Raw genomic sequence first — 20897 nt, 5'->3', positions numbered from 1 at the left:
TATGTCTCGTCTATGAAGAAAAAGGCGGCTATGTTACCTGTAACGCCATGCTACTTCAAGGCAGTAAACTCGCCGCACACAATTAAATTTAGTCAACCTTTTTAAGTCATTATTAAGGGTAAAAATTGTATGTATTTTAACCAGTTAAATAATTGTATATTTGTTTGTCATAAAAAGGACTTTTGTCGTAAATAGACTAAACTGAGTATATACCTGACAAATAAATCATAGCTTCATCCGCCGCTTGTTTAGTTTATTGGGTATAGCATAAAAATCATAAAACGTAAGGAAAGTGCTATGGAAAAAGCTTCGAACCTTGATAGTAAAATGTATGTGCTCGATACCAATGTATTACTCCACGAACCCCTCGCTTATTTATCTTTCCAAGAACATGATGTTGTTATCCCCATGACAGTATTAGAAGAGCTCGACCACATTAAAGATAGGAAACATGACGTTAGCCGTGACGCCCGTGTTGCTATTCGTGGTTTAGATGAAGTGCTAAAGGACGCTTCGCCAGAGCAAATGTTGCAGGGTGTCGCGCTTCCTAGTAACAAAAAGGCTAAAACAGAATCTCGTGGCCGCTTAATTATCGTTAATGACCATTTATTTGCAGACAGTATTTCGGGGTTACCTGGCAACGAAAACGACCATCGCATTATCAATTGTGCTGTTCATTTGCAGAAGCAACACAGCGATAGCAAGGTGGTGCTTGTGACCAAAGACATAAATATGCGCCTCAAAGCGAAAGGGGCAGGCCTTAAATTTGTTGAAGACTACAGAACAGACCAATTAATTGACGACATTGCTTTGCTTACTAGCGGCTATAAAAAAATTGACGGTGATTTTTGGCAACAGGTTGGAGAATGCGAAACAGAACAGCAAGGCCGAGATACCTATCATCATGTGGCAAAAAGCACGATTAGCGATGTGTTCTGTAATGAATATATTTTAGATGAAAGCGACCACTTTGCGGCTCGAGTAACAAGCTACGATGATAAACAAATTACTTTAAAAGATATCAGTGTTGAGCGTTTGATGAGCCATACCGCGTGGGGAGTTAAGCCTAAAAATGTGTATCAAGGAATGGCACTTGATGCGCTGCTTGACCCAAGCATTGAGTTGGTGATTTTAACTGGCCCCGCTGGCTGTGGTAAAACCTTACTCGCTCTTGCCAGTGCGCTTGAAATGATTATTGAAAAAGGCATTTACGATAAAGTTATTGTCACTCGTAATACCCCAGAGATTGCTGAGTCAATTGGTTTTTTACCGGGCACCGAAGAAGAGAAAATGGCGCCGTGGTTAGCTGCTATCACCGATACGTTAGAAGTGCTGCATAAAGGAGATGAGAATCCGATTTCAAGCCGTAATTACATTATGGAAAAAGCCAACGTACAGTTTAAATCGGTAAACTTTATGCGTGGTCGTAGTATTCAAAATGCTGTTGTTATTTTGGATGAGAGTCAAAACTTAACCGCATCACAGCTGAAGACCATTATTACTCGTCGCGGTGAAGGCACTAAACTAATTTGCTCAGGTAACCTAGCGCAAATTGATAGTAACTACCTCACGCCTGTGACCTCAGGCTTAACCTATATTGTTGAGCGTTTTAAAGATTTTGAGGGTAGTGCCACTGTTAACTTAAACGGTGTAGTACGTAGTCGTTTAGCCAGCTTTGCTGAAGAAAATTTATAACTTGCCAGTATACCTATGCCTCGTTAACCTAGCTGTTACCGAGGTAAGGTACTTATAAGCCAGTGAATTTTTTACCGTTAAAGCATTACTATCGCTCTTTAGCAGTGGCACTTATTGTGCCGCTGCTGGTGGCGTTTTTTTTGTGTTTACACTTATATAATTTAAAACTTGAGCGGGCGATAGAAAGCAGGCAAAACGGTTTTAATAATATCTCAGCTCAACTTAGCCATGCGATGAGTGCCGCAGATGGCCTCATTGACACCATGTTTAAACTCTACGAGCAGCCACTTTCTTATGATTTTGATCCTAGTTGGGCACGTAATGTGAACCAGTTTGATCATTATTACTATCAAATCGTTGGTGATGGAGTGGGCGAGATAGTCGGGCAAGGAAAGTTTGCTTCAACCGCTTATGCAATTAATCAATGGCGACGAGTAATTGCCCTTGGTCCGTCTTTTAATACCACGCTGTCACTTATTCAATCTTTAGAAGCGGTTGCTTATGTTAATGAGCAAGGCTTTGTTTATATTAAGCGCCGTAACACAGCAAAAAGTGAATTTTTGACCAGTGTGCTAGATAACAAGTTTCGGCCTCTATTAGTGAATAGCAACAAGCTTGCTTCGAGCCCCGTGTTGACTATTAATGGCCATGCCTACTTTGCTATTGGTAAGCAACGAGCAGCCAATAGTCGTGATTACATCGTGTTGATTTATGACCTTGAAGCAATTTCTAGTTGGTTAAAAAAAATATCGCCTAACTATGGTGAGTATATTTTTATCAACCAAGATAACCAAGTTATAGCCAGCTCGAAGACACAACTTAACATTGCCGTCAGTGCTAGCGAACATTGGCCGAATGTCGCTGTAGATATGCGCAAAAATAACCACAGTCATTTAGTGCAAGAAGCAACAAACTTACCTATTTACACTCGTTTCTATGAATCAAAGCAAGCCTTGAGTGAACCTGTAGGCTACGACATTTTTTTAGAATTCGCATTTTTGAGTGTGTTTTTAGTGATGATGTTCAGCGCTGTTTTTTGGTTGAGTCAGCGTATTTTTGTAAAACCAATGACGCACTTAATGAATTATCTTGAGCAGCATGATGAAGGCAAACAAGCGTTAGTTCATTATCGTATTCCAGTTGATTGGCAGCCTTGGTTCAGCCGTGTGAAAAAGGTATTTAGCCGTAATGAAGAGCTCGTTCAATCATTACAAGAGGCAAATAAAGCGCTTGATTCGCAAGTACAGGTAAAGTCAAAACAATTGCGTCGAAGTATTGATGCGAAAGAGCGTCACTTAGCGTTATTAAATACCATGCTTAATAACGTACCTGATCTCATTTATTTTAAGAATATTGATGGCTCGTTTTTAGGCTGTAATAAAGCGTATGAGCGCTATATTGGTTTGCCACAAGAGAAGCTTGTAGGGCAGCAATTATGTGATATTAGTGATGATAACGGCGAGTTAAATGAGCTTGAAAAACAAGTCCTCAAAGATCGCCAAGCTTATCAAAAAAGATTGACCACAGAAGATAACAGTTATCTGTTTAGCATCGTGCCATTTTACAACGAGCATCAGCAATTTCTTGGCACCATGGCGATTGGTCGTGATATTACCGAGCAGCATAATGCGCTGAATGCATTACAAAGTTCTGAAGCGAAATTACGCAGTGCCATGGAGTATGCCGCTAATGGGGTGCTGTTGGTATCACTTGACGATCAGGTGCTGCAAGCAAACAAAGCGGCACGTAAAATCTTTGCAATTGAAAACGCCAATGATCTTAAATTAATAGACTTATTTGCCGATACGTCTTATCAGGCGTTAAAAAATACCCTGACAGAGCTGTTGCATGAGAAGAAAAAAGTTTATCACTTTAGTCTTGAACAACAAGAGCAGCAGCGCTGGCTACAAATTAGTGTGTCATTAGTTTGGAATGCTGAGCAAACACCTGATTACTATGTTGTTCATGTGCAGGATGTGACGGATTTAGTTAAAGCAAAAGATGATGCTGAGCGGGCAACATTAGCTAAAAGCCGCTTTATTGCTAACCTCAGTCATGAAATACGCACACCACTTAATGCTGTATTAGGCTTAATTGATGTTATCGCTTTACAAGGTTTAACACAGCCGCAGGCGCAACCATGCCGAACAGGCAAAATCAGCGGCCAATAGCTTGCTTACTTTATTGAATCGTATGCTCGACTTTGCCCGCGCGGAAAGCTCGCAAGTACAACTTAATAAAGCCCCTTTTAGTGTGCCTGATTTAATCGACTATTGTCAGGGAATAACGGCCCCTTTATGCGCAAGTAAAGATATCGAGTTTAAAGTTGAATGCGATCAAAATATTAGCGATAACTTAGTGGGTGACCAAATTTGCTTGCAGCAAGTATTGGCTAATTTACTGACAAACGCTGCCAAATTCACCGAGCAAGGCACAGTGACATTAAACTTAATGTTGGTAGAAGAGTCAGCTGAGCAACAACTCATTTGTTTTACTGTTAAAGATACGGGCATTGGTATTAGCAAGGCAGATCAAAGCCGCTTATTTGATGCATTTACTCAAGGTGATGAATCATTAACGCGCTCTCATCAGGGAGTTGGCTTAGGCTTAGCGATTGTTAAGTACGAAGTTGCGTTAATGGGAGGCGAAATTAAACTTGAAAGCGAAAAAGGCAAAGGCAGTGAATTTTGCTTTTGCTTACAGCTTGATAAAGCCGCGGAGCCTGCGAAAAAAGAGCTGGTTTCACTGCCTTCAAGTACTGACTTATCAGGGCTTTTAGTACTCGCTGTGGATGATAACCCGCTTAATTTAAGCATTATTAAAAGTATTCTAGAGCAAATTGATGTCACCGTTGTGTGTGCAAAAAATGGTGAAAAAGGCATTGAACTGGCAAATAGCTTAAGGCCCGATCTCATTTTTATGGATATTCAGATGCCAGAGATGGATGGTTGCCAGGCAACGCGTATTATTCGTCAGTCATTCACCAAAGAGCAAATGCCGATTTACGCACTCACTGCACACAGTGAAAGTGAGGATATTGAGCATTCAATCGCGGCGGGGATGAATAAGCATTTAACTAAACCGATTGTTGCTAGTAAGTTGTTTTTAGCAATGAGTGAACTTGATAACACAAAAGAAGTCTTTTTTGATCAAGCTTTTATACTGTCTCAGTTTGCAAACAATACTAAGTTAGTATTAACTATGTTATCAAAGTTTGCGACTATGGCAGCAGAGCAGTTATTACAAATCTCCACATTAAAAACTACCGATGAGTTGGTCCGTGTGGTTCATAATGTAAAAGGGTCAGCCGGAAATCTCGGTTTTAAGCGATTGTCAGCGTGCGCTCAGCAATGTGAAGCTAGGCTTAAGGCAGATGGTGAACTGCCCGAACAATTAAATGATGAGTTGCAATGGCAAATAAAACAGGTCATCGCATTTATCATCGAACAAGGATCTACTGATGTTGAAAAGAGCCAAGGTACTGATTGTTGATGACGATCCGTTAAACCGCTTGGTATTAGAGAAAACATTGCAGCAAGACTATGATGTTTTTTGTGTTGAGAGTGGCGAAAAAGCACTGACGTTTTTAAAAACGCAAAGTGTTGATTTGTTGATCTTGGATATTGTAATGCCCGGCATTGACGGCTACGAAGTGCTTACTAAGTTAAAAGAAAGCGCGGCCACCAGTATGCTGCCCGTAATATTTATTTCTGCTAATACCAGTCACGATGATGAAGCAAAGGGCCTTGAATTAGGTGCGATGGATTACATCACTAAACCATTTAGTGCAGCTATCGTGCGTGCCCGAGTGCGTAACCAGCTGCTGATCAAACAAAAAAATGACTTACTCGAAATGCTCGCCTCAATTGATGGCCTAACCGAGATCCCAAACCGACGTTATTTAGATGAAAATTTAGCGCGAGAGTGGCGTCGTTGCCGCCGAGATCAAACCCCGTTATCGGTGTTATTGATGGATGTTGATCACTTCAAGCGTTACAACGATTGCTATGGTCACCGAGCAGGTGATGATTGCTTAAAACAAATTGCTCATGCCTTAGTTGGGGCGTGTGAACGAGGCAGTGACTTTGTTGCTCGTTATGGTGGTGAAGAGTTTGCTGCGGTGTTACCCAATACTTCAGCGAAAGAGGCTATGTCGTTTGCAAATAAACTGCGCAATGCCGTGAATGAGTTAAACATCCCGCACAAAGCGTCGCTAAATGCTGACCATGTCACAATTAGTATTGGTATTGCGACCACTGAAAATGGTCAGGTTTATGCTGAGCAAACCTTACTTGAAGAAGCCGATTTAGGTCTTTATCAGGCTAAGGATGCCGGACGAGATCAGATAGTATCGAGAATGATTGCAGTAAATGAACATGAGTAGGCGATTGCCTACTCACCCGTTTTAAATTTCTTATTAGCCATTGCTAAGTGATTTATAAATAGTATCACCCACACCAATTAACTTATCATTTTTAAATACGAGTGGCGTACACTCGTCTTTAGTCATCTTGCCATCAGAGTGAATGCTATGCGTTGCATAGAATAATACTTGATACACATCATCATCTTGCTTTAATAACTCGGTAAAGTTAGGTGTATTTAGTTTGTTTAATACCGTTTGGTAGCTTGTATCTAATGCAAGATTAGAAATCACTTCACGATTATTTTTATGTTGTTGCTGCCAGCTAGATGAGCTTCCCGCCCAATGTGTATCGGCTTCGCCGTCAGAAACAGCAATGACACAACCAGTTAAAAATGGTGCAGTTAGCGCGGCAATTAGAAGTGCTTTTTTCATGTTCTTTTATCCCGAAGAAATTGTTTTTTAGTTATTCACTTAATAGCAAACTGCTTGCCAAACTTTTAAATCATAACTAAATCAATTGTTTATGTTGTTTTTAGTCAAAAGGCTAAGTTATAAATTACTAACTACTTAGCTCTATTGACTAATAAATTGCGATTTAGACCAACCTGTTACGCATTTCGCCTTGATTAAATGCTTGGATATTTAACGCAATTTCGTTAACTAAGCGCACGATAGATTCTTGGCTGGCCCATGCAATGTGTGGGGTAAGTAATAAGTTTGCACCTTTGTATTGTGCCAGCGGGTTTTCTTGCTCTGCGGGTTCTTTACTGAGTACATCAACACCGGCTCCGGCAATGACATTATTAGCTAATGCATTAGCTAAATCGGCTTCGTTGATAATTCCACCACGAGCTGTATTAATAATAATAGCTGACGGTTTCATCATGCTTAATTCTGCCGCGCCGATTTGGTTGCGTGTTTCATCAGTAAGCGGGCAGTGAACACTAATAATATCAGCTGTGGTTAGGGCATCATTGAAACTAACACGACCTTCACGAGGCGTTTCGCCTTTTCGTTCGCTGATTATAACATTGGCACCAAAAGCGCGCGCTACATCGGCAACGGCTTTACCCAGCGAGCCATAACCAACAATAGCCAGTGTTTTGCTGGCAATTTCATTAAAGCTGTAATCTAAACGGCAAAACATTGGGCTTTGTTGCCATAAGCCTTGCTGGCAATCATTAATGTATCTGTGAGTATTACCCAGTAAATTAGTGATGAGGGTAAAGGTATGCTGCACTACACTCGGCGTTGAATAACCTGCGACATTGGTCACTGCGATGCCATGCTCTTTTGCTGCACCTAAATCAATGTTGTTAGTCCCTGTCGCTGCAACACATATTAATTTTAAATTAGGTAATTTGCTCATAGCGTGCTGATCAATCACCACTTTATTACTGATAACGACATCGGCATCTTGGCTGCGCTCAACAACCTGCTCTTGGGCGGTTAAGTCGTAACAGGTTAATTTACCTAATTGCGCTAGGGCATCTAACGACGTGTTGGCTAATGTCGCTGCATCAAGGACAGTAATATTCATGTGCTTTCCTTTTTTAATTTATTGCTTGACCTTGGGGTGTACTCCAAGGTTTATAGTGAGCATAATAATTAAACGCTTCACAATGGAGACGGTGATGAAAATAGGTGAGTTTGCACGCCAGTTGGGTGTCTCAACAGATACGCTAAGGTACTACGAAAAGCATGGTTTGTTAACGCCAAGTTCGCGCTCAGACGTGGGATATCGTTTTTATTCTGAGAATGACTATAAACAAATGACGTTTATTCTCAGAGCAAAGAATGTTGGCTTTAGCCTGGCTGAGATTAAAGAGCTACTGCAAATTAAGTTTCATAAAGATCAGCATTCTTGTCATGAAGTTAAAGAGATGACATTACAAAAACGCGATCTCGTTGCACAACGAATTGCAGAGCTTACTCGCTTTTATGACTCACTTTCATTATTAGCAGATAAATGTTGTGGCGGCGAAGAGCCTGCTGAAAACTGTTCAATACTAACGACGCTGGAGGATATCGATGGACTTACTCAATAATTTTTGGCATCTATTTTTACTCTCAGCGCCTTGGTTAATGCTGGGCTTATTCATAGCGGGTCTTCTCAATGTGTATTTGCCTGCTAACTTTCTTAACCGGCATTTAGGCAAAGAAGGGTTATGGACCACAGTTAAAGCAGCCTTTATTGGTGCCCCAATGCCATTGTGTTCATGTGGTGTGATCCCTGCGGCCATTGGTTTAAGAAGGGCGGGGGCGTCAAAAAGTGCCACCACCGCATTTTTAGTTTCAACCCCTGAAACTGGGGTCGATTCGGTTTCGGTATCTTATGTGTTGCTTGGCCCATTTATGGCAGTAATACGTCCTATTGCCGCCGTGTGCAGTGCCATTGTGGCCGGTGTCTTAGTGGGGAAAGATAGTGAACTTCATCAACCGCAAAGCACACAATCAGATAAAGAAAGTACTAAAAAAGACTCTTGTTGTAGTAGTAAACAACCTGAGCCTATGACCACAACGAGCTGTTGCAGTAAAGAGGCAACTGCTAAGCCCGCACAAAGTTGTTGTAGTAAGCAAACACCTCAAGAGCTTGAGCCTGTTAAAACAAGTTGTTGTAGTAGCAAGGGATCGCAACCAATTCAGGAGCCGCAAAATAGTTGCGCAACTGAAAAAGCAGCACCTTCGCAGAAAAGCTGTTGCAGCAGTGAGCAGTCAACTAAAGCCATTGAAAGTCGTTTTAGCAAACTGAAACGTGCGGTGAGCTTTAGTTGTAACAAGCTGCTTGAAGACACCATGATTTGGTTAATGATTGGTTTATTTTTTGCTGCTCTGGTACAAACTTATGTTCCAGAATCTTTTTTAAGCCAGTGGGGTAATGGCATTTTTGCGATGCTGGTGGTTATTTTAATCAGTATTCCTATGTATATCTGTGCGACTGCATCGACACCTATTGCGGCAGGCTTATTACTCAGTGGTGTGTCTCCTGGGGCGGTGCTGGTGTTTATGTTGGCAGGGCCGGCAACCAACATTGCAACGCTTGGTGTGGTTGGAAAAGAGCTTGGCAAGCGCGCGGTATTTGCCTACCTAATTGGGGTGATTGGTACGGCGCTGGCATTTGGCTTTTTAACCGATTATTTAGTGGCGCAATATGGTTTTGTGGTGGCGCCGATGATGGGTGAAGAGCATGAAGTTCTACCACATTGGTTAAGCCTGATAGCAGGTATTGTATTGGCAATTTTAATCCTTAGATTAATGCTAAAAATGGTATTAAAAAAGTCATCTCAAACTGGTAAGAGCATTGCGTAATTGTTTGTTGTAAAATAACTTTTTAAAATTTATTGGCATTTAACTTGGTTAACTACCGCGTCTCGGTTCGCATTTAAAATTGCCTGAGTTATAATCCGCCAATTATTTTTAACGGCACGCTCTGCGTGCCGTTTTTTAACTTAAGTAGTTTTTAATGAGTGAAAGTGTGGATAAATACGCCGACATAAGACCTTACAATGATGATGAAGTAGCTGATTCAGTAGCGCGTTTGATTGCTGATAATGCCTTTGTAGATGTAATCGCTAAGTATAATCTACCGCGCTTTTTATCGAACTTCCCATTTATTACTCGCCCATTAGTGCGTAGCCAGCTACGTAAAAAGTGGGGTAACACCACATCAGTTGAGCAAGTTCAGCATGAAGTGGCTGATTACTTAAATAAACTCGTTACCCGTACTACGTCAGAAGTGACGTTTTCAGGTATCGATAAACTAGACCCAAAACAAGCTTACTTATTTATCTCTAATCACCGCGATATTGTGCTTGATCCTGCGTTGGTGAATTGGGGCTTGTTCAAGCACAACATGCCGACAGTTCGCATCGCAATTGGTGATAACTTACTGCAAATTCCGTATATCACAGAGTTAATGCGTTTAAACAAAAGCTTTATTGTGAAGCGCTCAGCGAAAGCACCGAAAGAGATGCTAAAAGCGCTGTCGCAGCTGTCTGCTTATATTTATGACTCACTTGCTGAAGGCCACTCAATTTGGATAGCGCAAAAAGAAGGTCGAGCAAAAGATGGTTTTGATCAAACAGATCCAGCCTTACTTAAAATGTTGCAGTTACAAGGTCGCAAGCAGAAGAAAGAATTTGCTGAGTACGTTCGCGAGTTAAAAATTGTACCAGTGTCTATCTCTTATCAATACGAGCCATGCGCGATTGCTAAAGCGAAAGAGCTTTATCACAAACAGCAACATGGTCAGTATGTGAAACAGCAGGGGGAAGACATTGCTAGTATTGTTGAAGGTTTTAGTACAGCAAAAGGGCATGTACATTTAGCGTTTGGTGAGCCAATTGAGTCTGGCTGTGAATCGCCTGAAGAGCTGGCAAAAACCATTGATCAGCAAATTGTTGATTCGTTTTTCTTACACCCAGGTAACTATATAGCGGGTGGTTGTACGCAAGCTGTGATTGATGAAAAAGATGCTGCAGCTTTTAACGAGCGCATCGCGAAAGTGCCAGAGGAGTTAAAACCTTTGGTATTAGCTATGTATGCTAAGCCTTTTCATCGTAAAGCAGAACTTGCCACAAGCGAATCTGAGTAAGCGAAACAATTATACCAATCCGCAATAATACTTAATCATTTTGAGGGATTAAACCTGTCGCTACCTGCGTTAAAAATTTCTCATTTAGAACAACTAAATAACGAAATTTTTTCCTTGTTATCAACAAGGTTTTCTTGCCTCAAAATAAACTACTTAATTAAGCGAATTGGTATTAGTTTAAGAAGCCACTTTTTAAAGTGGCTTTTTTTATGGTTAATTTTCAGGCTATACTTTTACTATTACTTATTAACTGGCATTTGTGATGCAACAAATTGAAATATTTGAAATTCCAAGCCCTTGCAAAGGGATATGCCAAGTTAATAACCGTGGCTATTGTAAAGGATGCTACCGTAGCCGTGACGAGCGTTTTTATTGGAATAAGTTTACCAATGCAGAAAAACGTAAAGTCATTAGCTTATGCCAACAGCGTTATAAACGTTACCTTCAGAAAAAACAGCAGGTAGAGCAACAACACACAAACCCTGAGCAAGGTGGCTTTGATTTTTAAAATTTACTGAGGTTATATTTCGATTTTAAAAATTGCACCGTGCCGTTTTCATCAAGCTTTTTAAGTACTTTGGTCAGTTGCGGTATTATTGCCGCATGACGCTTATGAACAAAATGAAAGCTCTTCATCGGCATTAAAACTTGTTTATGGAAGGCTGTTTGGTCAAAGCCAGGGTGCTTAGTCGACAATAAAAAGTCTAGCAAGATTGTCCCTTCAACACGTTTTTGCGTCAGTAAGTTAAGCTGCGCAGTGACATTTCTAACCTTGATCACATCGCCTTCAAATGGGTGGTTATCGATATAACTCTGAGCCGCCGGGTAGCTTGACTGAATTGCTAACGATTTAAGTTCTTCATATTGGCATTGTCGGCAATTTTTCAGTAGCACTAAATTAAAATCAAAAAGTGGGTAGTCCACCTTCAATAAATTAGGATAATCATCTTTAACATCAGCAATACGGCCTAGCTGCCCATCGAGCACACCTTGGTTTGCGGCAACAAGCGCATTTTGATGATTAAAATCGATTATATGGATCTCATAGCCAATTTCTTTGTATGCTATTTTCATTAAATCAATAACATAGCGAGCTTGTGGTGTATCGGCGGGGCGATTAAAGATCAGTAAATTGGTGCTGGCACTACTTGAGAAGCAAAAAAACAGCAAAAATAAGGCGAATCTGTGACTCAGATATTTTGACAACATGCGTTCCTTGCGTACATAAATTGCTCGTTAATTTACTGATATGTGTTTCCAAAATCAAGTTTATACGCGGGCTTTTAAACTAATAAAAGGGATTAAAGCCTGTTAATTTTGTTATACTTGCTAAATTAAAATTTTATTGCTGAGAAAGTATGAGTTTCAATCTATGTAAATTGCCACGAGAGCAAAAATATCAAATTCAACTGGATTACGAAGCGTCTTTTTGGGCTTACCAAATAAAGCGAGGTAAAAACACCCGTGAAGGTGTTTATACTGCAATAAATAGTCGTCCAATATCTGAGCAAGCGTTCTTAAAGCAGCAGTTTGAGCATTACCTTTCGCTAATGAGTTAACCATGGCTGCGTTTAGATTTTGTTTACTTGAGCCAATTAAAACGCCGTTAGTAAATAAATTTTATGATAAACACAAGACACGCGGTCGAGCGACCAAAGCTGACCAAGTATGGGTTGCCTACAAAGAGACAGAAATAATTGCCGCTTGCCGAGTTCAAAACCAAGCTGGGCTGTTATTTTTATCAACCCTTTATGTGGATGAAATGTGGCGGGGTCAAAAAATTGCTTCACAATTACTTGCTACCCTAACTGCATCACAAAAAGGGACGGTTTTTACCTTCGTGTACCAAAATCTGATTGATTTTTATCTACAAAATGGGTTTAACTATGCATTAACATTACCCAATTCTTTGCAATCGTTGTTTGAGGTATATGCGCATCGAAACGTAGTTGCGATGCACTTTACGCGTGACACAGTGCCAAGTTAGCAATTTGGAACGTCAATGACTAAGTTCTTCTCCAGTATAACGTTATTTTTTATTTTGACCTGTGGCTTGTTTAGCCATCCCGCTATCTCGCAGGTAAAACGTTTATCAACCAGTGAAGGCTTATCGCAAAGTTATGTAAACACCATGCTTATCGATAACAGTGGCTACTTGTGGTTATCGACTGAAGGTGGCCTCAATCGCTACGATGGTTATCAGGTGGTCCATATTAAAGGCCCTAATGGTGAGCTTGAAGATGCCATCATTGACCGTATATACCAAGATCCACAAGGCTATATTTGGATAGCTTCGCTACAAGCGGGTTTATTCCGTTATGATCCCACTTCTGATACTTATCAGCAGTTTATTGCTAAACCAACCACAGAAGAGCAAATTTTTATTGAGTCGGTGTTTAGTATGGTGGCTGTTGATGACAAAACACTATGGCTAGGGCGTGGCTGGGATTTTGCCAAACTAGACTTAGAAACGAAAAAAATCACCTCTATTTTTGAAATACCTGAACGTGTAAAAAGCAGTGTTATTCGTGAGCTTTTCGCGTACCAGGGTTATATTTTTATGGGTACCAGTAATGGTGCTTATGTCTATGAGCTTGCATCAGGAAAAGTCCGTAAGCTTGATCATCTGCAAAATGAGCCAACTCATATTTATCAAAATTATGTGAAATCATTCGCTATTATCAATGAACAAACATTGCTAGTGGGTGCTGTTAGAGGCCTTTATCAGGTTGATATTAGTAATTTAAAAGCAATGTTTGATACCCCAGACATCGCCTTTAAAAACAAAACACTCATCAGTGAATTAAATATTTGGAAGATTATTCCAGAGGCTAACTCGATTACGCTTGGCACTGACAAAGGGTTATTTGAATATAACCTTGGAACGGGTGAGCTAGCTAAGAATATGCGCTTAAAAGAAAGTGGTTACACACTAGCTGACACCAGCATTATTGATATTGTGAAAGACCGCTCTGGTGGAATGTGGCTGGCAACTAAAAATGATGGGGCGTTTTATCAGTCATACGATAATTACAATTTTATTAATGTGACCGCCAATTCATTAAAAGGCGATGGGCTATCTCATCACTCAATTTGGAGTATTACTGAGTTTCAAAATCGTCTTTGGCTTGCCACCCATAATGGCTTAACAGCGGTTGATTTAGAAACCTACGAAAGTGAAGTGTTTTTGAAAGATTATCAGGTTGACTTAATAACCACTGAATTTAGTGTTTATCAAGTTATGCCCTATAAAGATAAGTTATGGCTGCATACTAATCGCGGCATTTTAAGCTTTGATCCGAAAACCGGGCAGGCCACGCCTGTCAAAGCGGCAAACCCAGATAATCAGGTTTTAATTAACGATTGGGTGCACGGCATATTGTTGATGCCATCGGGCGATCTTTACTATGTTCATCCTGATTACGGCATGTTTGTTTATAATATTGATAGCCAAAAAGTAACCCGATTAGGCGGTAAATTTGATGAATTTGAGCCGTTTTTAGCCTACGGGTTTTTACCAGCGTTATCTTCAAAGCCTGATGCGCCATTATTTTATAATGCGGGTATTCTTTATCAAGTTGATCCCAAAACTTACGAGCTTTCGACGATTTACAAAGTGCCTGAACAGCATGAAAATGTTGCTGTGAATGTGATGTCTTACATCATAGATAACAACAATGTGTTGTGGTTATCGCTTTCAAACTTTGGCTTAATCGGCTTAGACGCCAGCACCTACGAACATATTTATACCATCGACCTTGAGAAGAATAAGTTAGGTACTTTGTTATACGACATGGTGCTTGATGAAGCAGGTATGATCTGGATGAGTAGCCACAAAGGACTTTGGCGACTGAACCCTGATAATTTACATTTTCAGCAATTTACTGGCTCAGAAGGGTTATTCTCAACCGAGTTTAATAGTGGGGCATTTACTAAGCTTGAGTCGGGGCAAATCGTCTATGGTACGCTAAAAGGCTTTACCTATTTTTACCCTATGGATAACCACTATCAGCAAGCTTTAATTGATCACGTAAATATTACCAACCTTGATTTAATGTCTCGTGATTTACCCGCTGAGCTAAAACAGCCAATCGACAATGTTGTCCTTGAGCATGATGATATAGGCCTCGAAGTTGCCTTTTCGGCGATGGCATTTAACTATCAAGAACGTATCATTTATGAATACCAGCTGGGTGATGGCCAAAAAACCTATACCCGCAATAACAACCGAGTGCTGTTCCCAAAACTCAGCGCAGGAAAATACCACCTCAAGGTATGGGCAAAAGATCCACTAACCGGCGATTTAACGCCGCCCGCTATTTTAAATATCGAAGTGAAATACCCCCTTTGGCGTGCGCCACACTTTATTGTTTTATATGTGATTTTGGTTGCACTGTTTGTTGCTGCTTGGGTATTTAGACGTAACCGTATGCAACAAATACTGCTAGCCGCCCATAAAGAAAGTAAAGAGAGTGAAGCGCGATTGAAGCTTGCTCTTGAAGGCAGTCATTCAGGGGTTTGGGATTGGTCATCGCAAAGCCCGGTTATTTATCAGCCGCGTCTTAAAAATGAGTTAGGCTATGAAACTGACAGCGTTAATTTAGATGACTATTTAGCAAAGATTCACCCTCATGATAAGCAAACTTTCCGGTTAGAGTGGTTAGAGTTTTTATCTACGCAAAAAGGCTATTTCAATTGCACCTACAGGCTGCGCCATGCCGATGGTAATTGGCGTTGGTATAAAGACTTTGGCAAAGTGGTTGAGTGGCAAGATAGCGCCCCTGAAAAAGTTGCTGGCACCTACACGAATATGACCCGTGAGCTGGTATTTGAAGAAAATGCCCGCTTGTTTGGTGCAGCATTTGAACAGACTCGTGATTGGGTGTTTATTTTAGATAAAAACCTGCGTATTCGCGCTACCAATAAGTCATTCCAAGATGCTTTTGGTTTTCCTGCAGAGCCTCGCTCTAGCCGCTCGCTTACACTGGGTATGCCTATATCAACTCGTATCCATTACTTACGCATTATGCAAAAGCTTGAGTCGGGTGAGCATTTTTCAGCCGAAGATGTGGTAGAAGTTGCCAGCGGTGAAAAGCGTCAAGTATTGATAAAAATAAGTGCGGTTGCAGGTAATAATCGCCAACTTGATAGCTATGTAATTATAGTTACTGATATTAGCGCGCAAAAGCTGGCTGAAAGCGAGCTGCATTTACTGGCCAATTACGACGCTTTGACGGGGCTGCCAAATAAAACCTTATTCAATGATCGGGTTATTCATGCCATTGAACAAGCTGATTACCATCAAACAAAAGTCGCCTTATTAAACGTTAATATTAAGCGCTTTAAGCACTTTAATGACTCGCTTGGGCGTGAAGAGTCAGATGAATTAATTAAGCGTGTGGCTAAGCGTTTAAAGCTCGTATTGCGCCCACAAGATAGCGTGGCTCGTTTCGATGGCGACGAGTTTGTGATCCTTGCTGAAGATTTTAAGCAGCTTGATGAGCTACTGCTGTTATGTGCAAAAGTGATGGATTGTGTCGATACCCATATTGAACTGAGCCAGCAAGCTGTAAAAGTGAACCTTAGCGTTGGTGTTGCTGTTTACCCAGATGATGCAAAGGATACCAAAGCATTGCTGAAAGCCTCTAATGTGGCACTGTATCACGCGAAAAGTCATGTCGAGAGTTGTTATCAATTCTATAAGCAAGAAATGAACTTGCAAGTGCAGCGTACTTTGCATCTTGAATCTCAGCTAAGCAAAGCCTATCAAGAGCACGAGTTTTGTAATTTTTATCAGCCAATCGTGAGTGCACAAACTGGTAAAGTCGCAGGACTTGAAGTGTTACTACGTTGGCCTAGTAATGATGAATATAAACCAGAAGACTTTGCAAATGCTGCAGAGAGCTCAGGGCTAATTACCAAAATTATGTTGCAAACCCTTTCAAGAGCATTGATTGAGCTGCGCCAGTGGCGTATCACGCATCCTGATTTATATGTTTCTATAAATCTCTCTGCCCTCGATTTTGAAAGCGAGAATCTAGTTGAGAAAATACATCTATCAATAAGTGCAATTAAAGTGCCTGCAAGCGCATTAGTGTTTGAGATCACCGAATCAGTAATGATGCATGATTCAGATAAAGCGCAGCAGAGTATGGAAAAACTCAAAGCTCTAGGCTGTCGTATTTACATGGATGACTTTGGTACAGGCTATGCGTCACTGACCTACTTGAAGCGTTTTCCGGTTGATGTGCTGAAAATAGACAAGAGTTTTGTCAACGACATCGGGGTCGATAAAGGTGATGAAGCGATTATCAACTCAACGCTTACCTTGGCAAAAAGCTTAGGGAAAGAGTGTGTAGCCGAAGGGGTCGAAAACCACACGCAATTGCAATTCTTACGCACTTTAGGTTGTGAATATTTCCAAGGTTATCTGTTTAGCAAACCTGTGGCAGGTGATGAAGTAAAAGCGCTTTTAGATACTCAATGGGATGAGGGATTTTTAGGGTAAAGCCAAAGCTTTACCCTTTTCGTTAATCTTGGCGTTTTCCGCAGTGGCGGCAATATAAGTTACGATTGCGGTTTTTAAGTTCGTTATGAATCGCTTTATTCGCCTCTTGCTGACTTAAACCCAGTTTGTAACGTAAGTTTTCTAAGTGTTCTTCTTCAACCGGCGATAAATGCCCATCTTCAACGGCTTCGTGGACTGCATCGGTAAATACTTGTCTGCGTTTACGTAACTGCTCAGAAAAGCTTGAGGCCAACAAACCGGTTGGAATAGCCACCATGCCCATACTCACTAGTGTGATGGCACCACCAAATAAGCGACCAAGGGGAGTCACAGGTACGACATCGCCATAACCAACGGTTGTCAGTGTTACCATGGCCCACCACATCGCAGCAGGAATAGAGCCAAATTTATCGGGCTGCACATCGTGTTCAATTAAATAAATACCGCATGAGGCAATGATCAAGACCACAGCCATAATAAAAAATGCCGCAAGCAGTGAGCTGCTTTCTTCTTTGAACGAGTTTAATAATAGCTGCATCGCCCTTGAATAGCGGGTCAGCTTAAAGATACGCATTAACCTAAGCACTCGTAAGAAGCGTAAATCAACACTCACAAAGACCATCAGAATGGTGGGTAAAATCGCGATCAGATCAATCAGCGCCAACGGCGAAAAGAAATATCTAATGCGAATTTTTGAGTTTGTTAACGGGCTTTCTTTATGCACGCTTTTATCTACACAAGACCAAAGCCTGAGCACATATTCTAAGGTGAAGATACCGACAGAAATCAGCTCAATCATTAAAAATTCGTGATGATATTGCTTTGCTAAAGGGCCAACCGACTCCAGCACAATTGCCACCACATTGACCATGATCAGCGACATCAAAAATACGTCGAGTGCGCGTCCTATACGTCGATATTTACCGTTACCTTCAAAAACTCGTGCAGTGTAATTTCTTAAACGATGCAAAATAGTGATCCAGTTTTAGTTAAGTTTTAGCACCATATTTATGCTGCCTTCTTCAAAGTCGCGGGTGATCTTAAACCCGAGTTTTCGTGCCAGTTCAATCATGCCGGTGTTTTCTGGCAAGGTGATACCAGCAATTTGTTTTACGCCTTGGTTCTTACAATGCTCAATCGCCGCGTTCATTAATATTGTGCCAAGCCCTAAACCTTGGCAATCAGAGCGCACCACAATTGCAAATTCCGCATCGAGCTTGTCTGGATCCATCAATACACGAGATACCCCTAATGTACAGGCTGAACCATTTTGCTCTTGGCTGACAATAAACGCCATTTCTCGGTCATAATCAATTTGCGTCATTTTCGCGAGCTGATCATGGTTAAATTGCGGTAATTCACCGAAAAAACGCTTATATCTGTCTTCTTTACTCAATGATTGATCAAACTCTAAGTGTGCTTGCTCATCTTCCGGTTTGATAGGTCTTAGCTGTGCTTGGGTATTATTTTTAAGCGTTACTTCTTTCACCAATTCAATTGGGTAGGGGCGAATACACAAGCGTTTACGGTTCGCTTTTGCTTTATAACGGCTAAGGCCAATGGTTGCATCAAGTACCAAAAACTGCCCGTTGCTGGCTAAAATAGGGTTTAGCTCAACACTAGTGATATCAGGTTGGTCGATAACCAGCTGCGAGATGCGGGTGAGTAGGGCACATAAACGGTATTTATCGACTTTTTCTGGTAGTACGCGGTCTTTAAGTACGCCTTTATCGTGCGCCGCAGCAATCAGGTATTTTGCCAAGTTCATATTTAGTGGTGGTAATGCCACTGCTGCTTGAGCGAATTCAAGTCCGGTGCCTGCTTCACCCAGTAAGATCACCGGGCCAAAGTTAGGCTCTGTTTTTATAGCGATACGTAGCTCATTAGCACCTGCTCGCGGCGCCATCTTTTGCAGTGAAAAACCTTCTATATGGGCATCAGGGTAGGTGTTTTTGATTCGTAGCAGCATGGCAAAGGCTGTTTGTTCAACTTCTTGCGCATCATTTAAATTAAGGACCACACCACCGACTTCTGATTTTGAAGGAATACTTGGGCTAATTAATTTTAATGCTACAGGAAAACCCAGTTCAATAGCTTGCTCTTTGGCTTCTGTTGGTGTGTAAGCAACCTCAGTTTGAATACAATCAATACCATAATGAGTGAGAATTTGGCTTGCTTCATGGGTTGATAGATAGCTTTGCTCTTCGGCTAAAAACTCATTCACTACAGTGCGTGCTGCGTCTTTATTTATTTTTGCATCATCGGTGTTCGATTCTGGCGTTTGCGTTAAATGTTTTTGGTTACGACGATAACTTACCAAGTGCATAAACGCACCAACCGCACCTTCAGGTGTACGGTAGGTCGGAATGGCATTATTAGCGCAGACCTTACGCGCGGCATACGCGGCATCTTCACCCATAAAGTTTGTCATAACATAAGGGCGAGCCATCTTCGGGATTTTTTCTAAGGTTTCAACAATGATCTCTGCATAATCTTCACTCGGTGCAAGCGCAGAAGGGGTATGAATGATCAGCAGGTTTTTAACTTCTTTGGCTTGCAGCAAGATTTCTAAGGCTTGTTGATAGCGTCTTGGCGCTGAGTCACCAAAAATATCCACCGGATTCGAGGTCATTTCTGATTGCGGAATCACTTTATTAAGCGCAGCTCTGGTCTCGTCGCTAAGCTCTGCCAGCTTTCCTGAGCTTTGCAAGAGCGTATCCACAGCCATGACACCTGGGCCGCCGCCATTGGTTAAAATAGTCAGTTGTTCGACTTTAAGTAGTTTGGGGTGCATTGCCAGCGTTTGTGTTGCTGCAAAAAGCTCTCGTAAGTCATTTACCCTTAGCATACCCGCTCGCTGAAACAGCGCATCATAGACTGCATCAGAGCTTTGTTTGCCACCAGTGTGTATTTCTGCTGCAAGGGCACCGGCACTGGTTTTACCGGTTTTAATGGCAATAACAGGTTTACTAAACGCAGCAGCTCGCGCCGCGGAAATAAAGCTGCGAATATCTTCAATATTATCGATATACAACAAGATAGCCTTGGTTTTTGCATCTCGGCCTAAAAAGTCGAGTAACTCATCAAAGTCGATATCAAGGCAATCACCCACAGACACAAAATATGAAAAGCCAATCTCTTTGTTTTTCGCCCAATCAAGAATCGTTGAGCAAACCGCGGCCGATTGCGACACAAAAGCGAGCTTTCCAGGGCTTGCAACTGTGTGCGAAAAACTAGCATTTAAGCCAATGTGAGGAATAAGCAAGCCCAAGCAATTAGGCCCAAGTAAAGAGACATTTGCCTCAGCAGCCGCTTCTTTTAATGCGTGCTTTTGCTCGGCGTTTAAACCCGCAGCTATCACTACCGCATGTTTACAGCCAAGTTCTCCAAGCTCATTTATGATGTTGATTAAGGTGTTTTTATTAGTACAAATAACCGCAAGGTCGGGCACTTTTGGTAGTGCAGCAATGCTCGGGTAGGCTAATACGCCGTGTACAGCGCTGTGATTTAAGCTAACAGGCATGATTGGGCCTTTAAAGCCCCCTTGTAAAAGGTTGCGCATAACCACAAAGCCCGCTCGGTTAGGGGAATTTGAGGCGCCAATGACCGCGACTGATTTAGGGTTAAAAAATTGGCTAATACGTTTAACGCTCATGCTGTTTCCTTCGCTTGCGCTGTTTGTTAAAACTTCAGGGTCTGTTAAGTTTAATACACCCAAACTAGAACCGACACGC

At 41.4% G+C, this 20897-nt stretch carries 16 protein-coding genes; 11 read left to right on the top strand and 5 right to left on the bottom strand.

Going from position 1 to position 20897, the window contains the following annotated elements; translation table 11 throughout:
- Positions 1-297 precede the first annotated feature (297 nt).
- The 4 genes from P4S60_RS13735 to P4S60_RS13720 all read left to right on the top strand — a co-directional run bounded on the left by P4S60_RS13735 (position 298) and on the right by P4S60_RS13720 (position 6079).
- Complete coding sequence (locus P4S60_RS13735) at positions 298-1695, top strand: PhoH family protein (RefSeq protein ID WP_337116312.1); 1398 nt, start codon at positions 298-300, stop codon at positions 1693-1695.
- Positions 1696-1757: 62 nt separating this feature from the next.
- Positions 1758-3866, top strand: a complete 2109-nt coding sequence (locus P4S60_RS13730; RefSeq protein ID WP_337116311.1) for a PAS domain S-box protein — start codon at positions 1758-1760, stop codon at positions 3864-3866.
- Between the two features lie 22 nt (positions 3867-3888).
- The gene (locus tag P4S60_RS13725; protein ID WP_337116310.1) at positions 3889-5187 is read left to right on the top strand and encodes a response regulator; all 1299 of its coding nucleotides are present in this window, start codon (positions 3889-3891) and stop codon (positions 5185-5187) included.
- Positions 5156-6079, top strand: a complete 924-nt coding sequence (locus P4S60_RS13720) for a GGDEF domain-containing response regulator (RefSeq protein ID WP_337116308.1) — start codon at positions 5156-5158, stop codon at positions 6077-6079. Before P4S60_RS13725 ends, P4S60_RS13720 begins: the two co-directional genes overlap by 32 nt.
- Before the next feature lie 33 nt (positions 6080-6112).
- Here the strand turns inward: P4S60_RS13720 and P4S60_RS13715 are convergent, their stop codons facing one another.
- Both P4S60_RS13715 and P4S60_RS13710 read right to left on the bottom strand, forming a co-directional pair.
- Positions 6113-6493: a DUF3192 domain-containing protein gene (locus P4S60_RS13715; protein WP_337116307.1), complete on the bottom strand. Its 381-nt coding sequence runs from the start codon at positions 6491-6493 to the stop codon at positions 6113-6115.
- A 163-nt stretch (positions 6494-6656) separates the two neighbouring features.
- Entirely contained in the window at positions 6657-7601 is a 945-nt protein-coding gene (locus P4S60_RS13710; protein WP_337116306.1) for a D-2-hydroxyacid dehydrogenase, read from the bottom strand.
- A gap of 94 nt (positions 7602-7695) precedes the next feature.
- Between P4S60_RS13710 and zntR the strand changes: the two genes are divergently transcribed.
- The 4 genes from zntR to P4S60_RS13690 all read left to right on the top strand — a co-directional run bounded on the left by zntR (position 7696) and on the right by P4S60_RS13690 (position 11163).
- Entirely contained in the window at positions 7696-8109 is a 414-nt protein-coding gene (zntR, locus tag P4S60_RS13705) for a Zn(2+)-responsive transcriptional regulator (RefSeq protein ID WP_119853996.1), read from the top strand.
- Positions 8093-9370, top strand: coding sequence for an SO_0444 family Cu/Zn efflux transporter (locus tag P4S60_RS13700; RefSeq protein ID WP_337116305.1), 1278 nt, complete (start codon positions 8093-8095; stop codon positions 9368-9370). The genes zntR and P4S60_RS13700 overlap by 17 nt, the downstream gene beginning before the upstream one ends.
- 154 nt (positions 9371-9524) lie before the next feature.
- Positions 9525-10655, top strand: a complete 1131-nt coding sequence (locus tag P4S60_RS13695; RefSeq protein WP_188728276.1) for a 1-acyl-sn-glycerol-3-phosphate acyltransferase — start codon at positions 9525-9527, stop codon at positions 10653-10655.
- 262 nt (positions 10656-10917) lie between these two features.
- Positions 10918-11163 carry a DUF1289 domain-containing protein gene (locus tag P4S60_RS13690; RefSeq protein ID WP_337116304.1) on the top strand — a complete coding sequence of 82 codons (246 nt, stop codon included), beginning with the start codon at positions 10918-10920 and terminating at the stop codon, positions 11161-11163.
- Here the strand turns inward: P4S60_RS13690 and P4S60_RS13685 are convergent.
- Positions 11160-11864: a hypothetical protein gene (locus P4S60_RS13685; RefSeq protein WP_337116303.1), complete on the bottom strand. Its 705-nt coding sequence runs from the start codon at positions 11862-11864 to the stop codon at positions 11160-11162. The genes P4S60_RS13690 and P4S60_RS13685 overlap by 4 nt on opposite strands.
- Positions 11865-12013: 149 nt before the next feature.
- Between P4S60_RS13685 and P4S60_RS13680 the strand changes: the two genes are divergently transcribed.
- From P4S60_RS13680 to P4S60_RS13670, 3 genes are read left to right on the top strand one after another with little or no spacing between them, the layout of a single operon-like run.
- Complete coding sequence (locus P4S60_RS13680) at positions 12014-12214, top strand: DUF3283 family protein (protein ID WP_054562754.1); 201 nt, start codon at positions 12014-12016, stop codon at positions 12212-12214.
- 2 nt (positions 12215-12216) lie between these two features.
- Positions 12217-12642, top strand: coding sequence for a GNAT family N-acetyltransferase (locus P4S60_RS13675; protein WP_288343720.1), 426 nt, complete (start codon positions 12217-12219; stop codon positions 12640-12642).
- 15 nt (positions 12643-12657) lie between these two features.
- Positions 12658-17163: an EAL domain-containing protein gene (locus P4S60_RS13670; protein WP_337116302.1), complete on the top strand. Its 4506-nt coding sequence runs from the start codon at positions 12658-12660 to the stop codon at positions 17161-17163.
- Between the two features lie 22 nt (positions 17164-17185).
- Here the strand turns inward: P4S60_RS13670 and P4S60_RS13665 are convergent, their stop codons facing one another.
- Together P4S60_RS13665 and P4S60_RS13660 are read right to left on the bottom strand one after the other, a co-directional pair.
- Positions 17186-18133 (bottom strand): ion transporter, encoded by a 948-nt coding sequence (locus tag P4S60_RS13665; RefSeq protein WP_063702064.1) that lies wholly within the window; start codon positions 18131-18133, stop codon positions 17186-17188.
- Between the two features lie 15 nt (positions 18134-18148).
- A complete protein-coding gene (locus P4S60_RS13660) occupies positions 18149-20818 on the bottom strand; it encodes a bifunctional acetate--CoA ligase family protein/GNAT family N-acetyltransferase (protein WP_337116301.1) in 2670 nt (889 codons plus the stop codon).
- Positions 20819-20897 lie beyond the last annotated feature (79 nt).

The sequence above is a fragment of the Pseudoalteromonas sp. Hal040 genome (assembly GCF_037162425.1).
GTDB lineage: Bacteria > Pseudomonadota > Gammaproteobacteria > Enterobacterales > Alteromonadaceae > Pseudoalteromonas > Pseudoalteromonas gelatinilytica.
The sequence above is the reverse complement of the archived record's forward strand: the minus strand, read 5'-3'. Positions and strand labels throughout refer to the sequence as shown.

Bases quoted from the DNA above. Each gene is read 5' to 3' on its own strand.
- P4S60_RS13735 (WP_337116312.1), top strand. From the start codon at position 298: ATGGAAAAAGCTTCGAACCTTGATAGTAAAATGTATGTGCTCGATACC.
- P4S60_RS13725 (WP_337116310.1), top strand. From the start codon at position 3,889: ATGCTCGACTTTGCCCGCGCGGAAAGCTCGCAAGTACAACTTAATAAA.
- P4S60_RS13720 (WP_337116308.1), top strand. From the start codon at position 5,156: ATGTTGAAAAGAGCCAAGGTACTGATTGTTGATGACGATCCGTTAAAC.
- P4S60_RS13715 (WP_337116307.1), bottom strand. From the start codon at position 6,493: ATGAAAAAAGCACTTCTAATTGCCGCGCTAACTGCACCATTTTTAACT.
- P4S60_RS13710 (WP_337116306.1), bottom strand. From the start codon at position 7,601: ATGAATATTACTGTCCTTGATGCAGCGACATTAGCCAACACGTCGTTA.
- zntR (WP_119853996.1), top strand. From the start codon at position 7,696: ATGAAAATAGGTGAGTTTGCACGCCAGTTGGGTGTCTCAACAGATACG.
- P4S60_RS13700 (WP_337116305.1), top strand. From the start codon at position 8,093: ATGGACTTACTCAATAATTTTTGGCATCTATTTTTACTCTCAGCGCCT.
- P4S60_RS13695 (WP_188728276.1), top strand. From the start codon at position 9,525: ATGAGTGAAAGTGTGGATAAATACGCCGACATAAGACCTTACAATGAT.
- P4S60_RS13690 (WP_337116304.1), top strand. From the start codon at position 10,918: ATGCAACAAATTGAAATATTTGAAATTCCAAGCCCTTGCAAAGGGATA.
- P4S60_RS13685 (WP_337116303.1), bottom strand. From the start codon at position 11,864: ATGTTGTCAAAATATCTGAGTCACAGATTCGCCTTATTTTTGCTGTTT.
- P4S60_RS13680 (WP_054562754.1), top strand. From the start codon at position 12,014: ATGAGTTTCAATCTATGTAAATTGCCACGAGAGCAAAAATATCAAATT.
- P4S60_RS13675 (WP_288343720.1), top strand. From the start codon at position 12,217: ATGGCTGCGTTTAGATTTTGTTTACTTGAGCCAATTAAAACGCCGTTA.
- P4S60_RS13670 (WP_337116302.1), top strand. From the start codon at position 12,658: ATGACTAAGTTCTTCTCCAGTATAACGTTATTTTTTATTTTGACCTGT.
- P4S60_RS13660 (WP_337116301.1), bottom strand. From the start codon at position 20,818: ATGAGCGTTAAACGTATTAGCCAATTTTTTAACCCTAAATCAGTCGCG.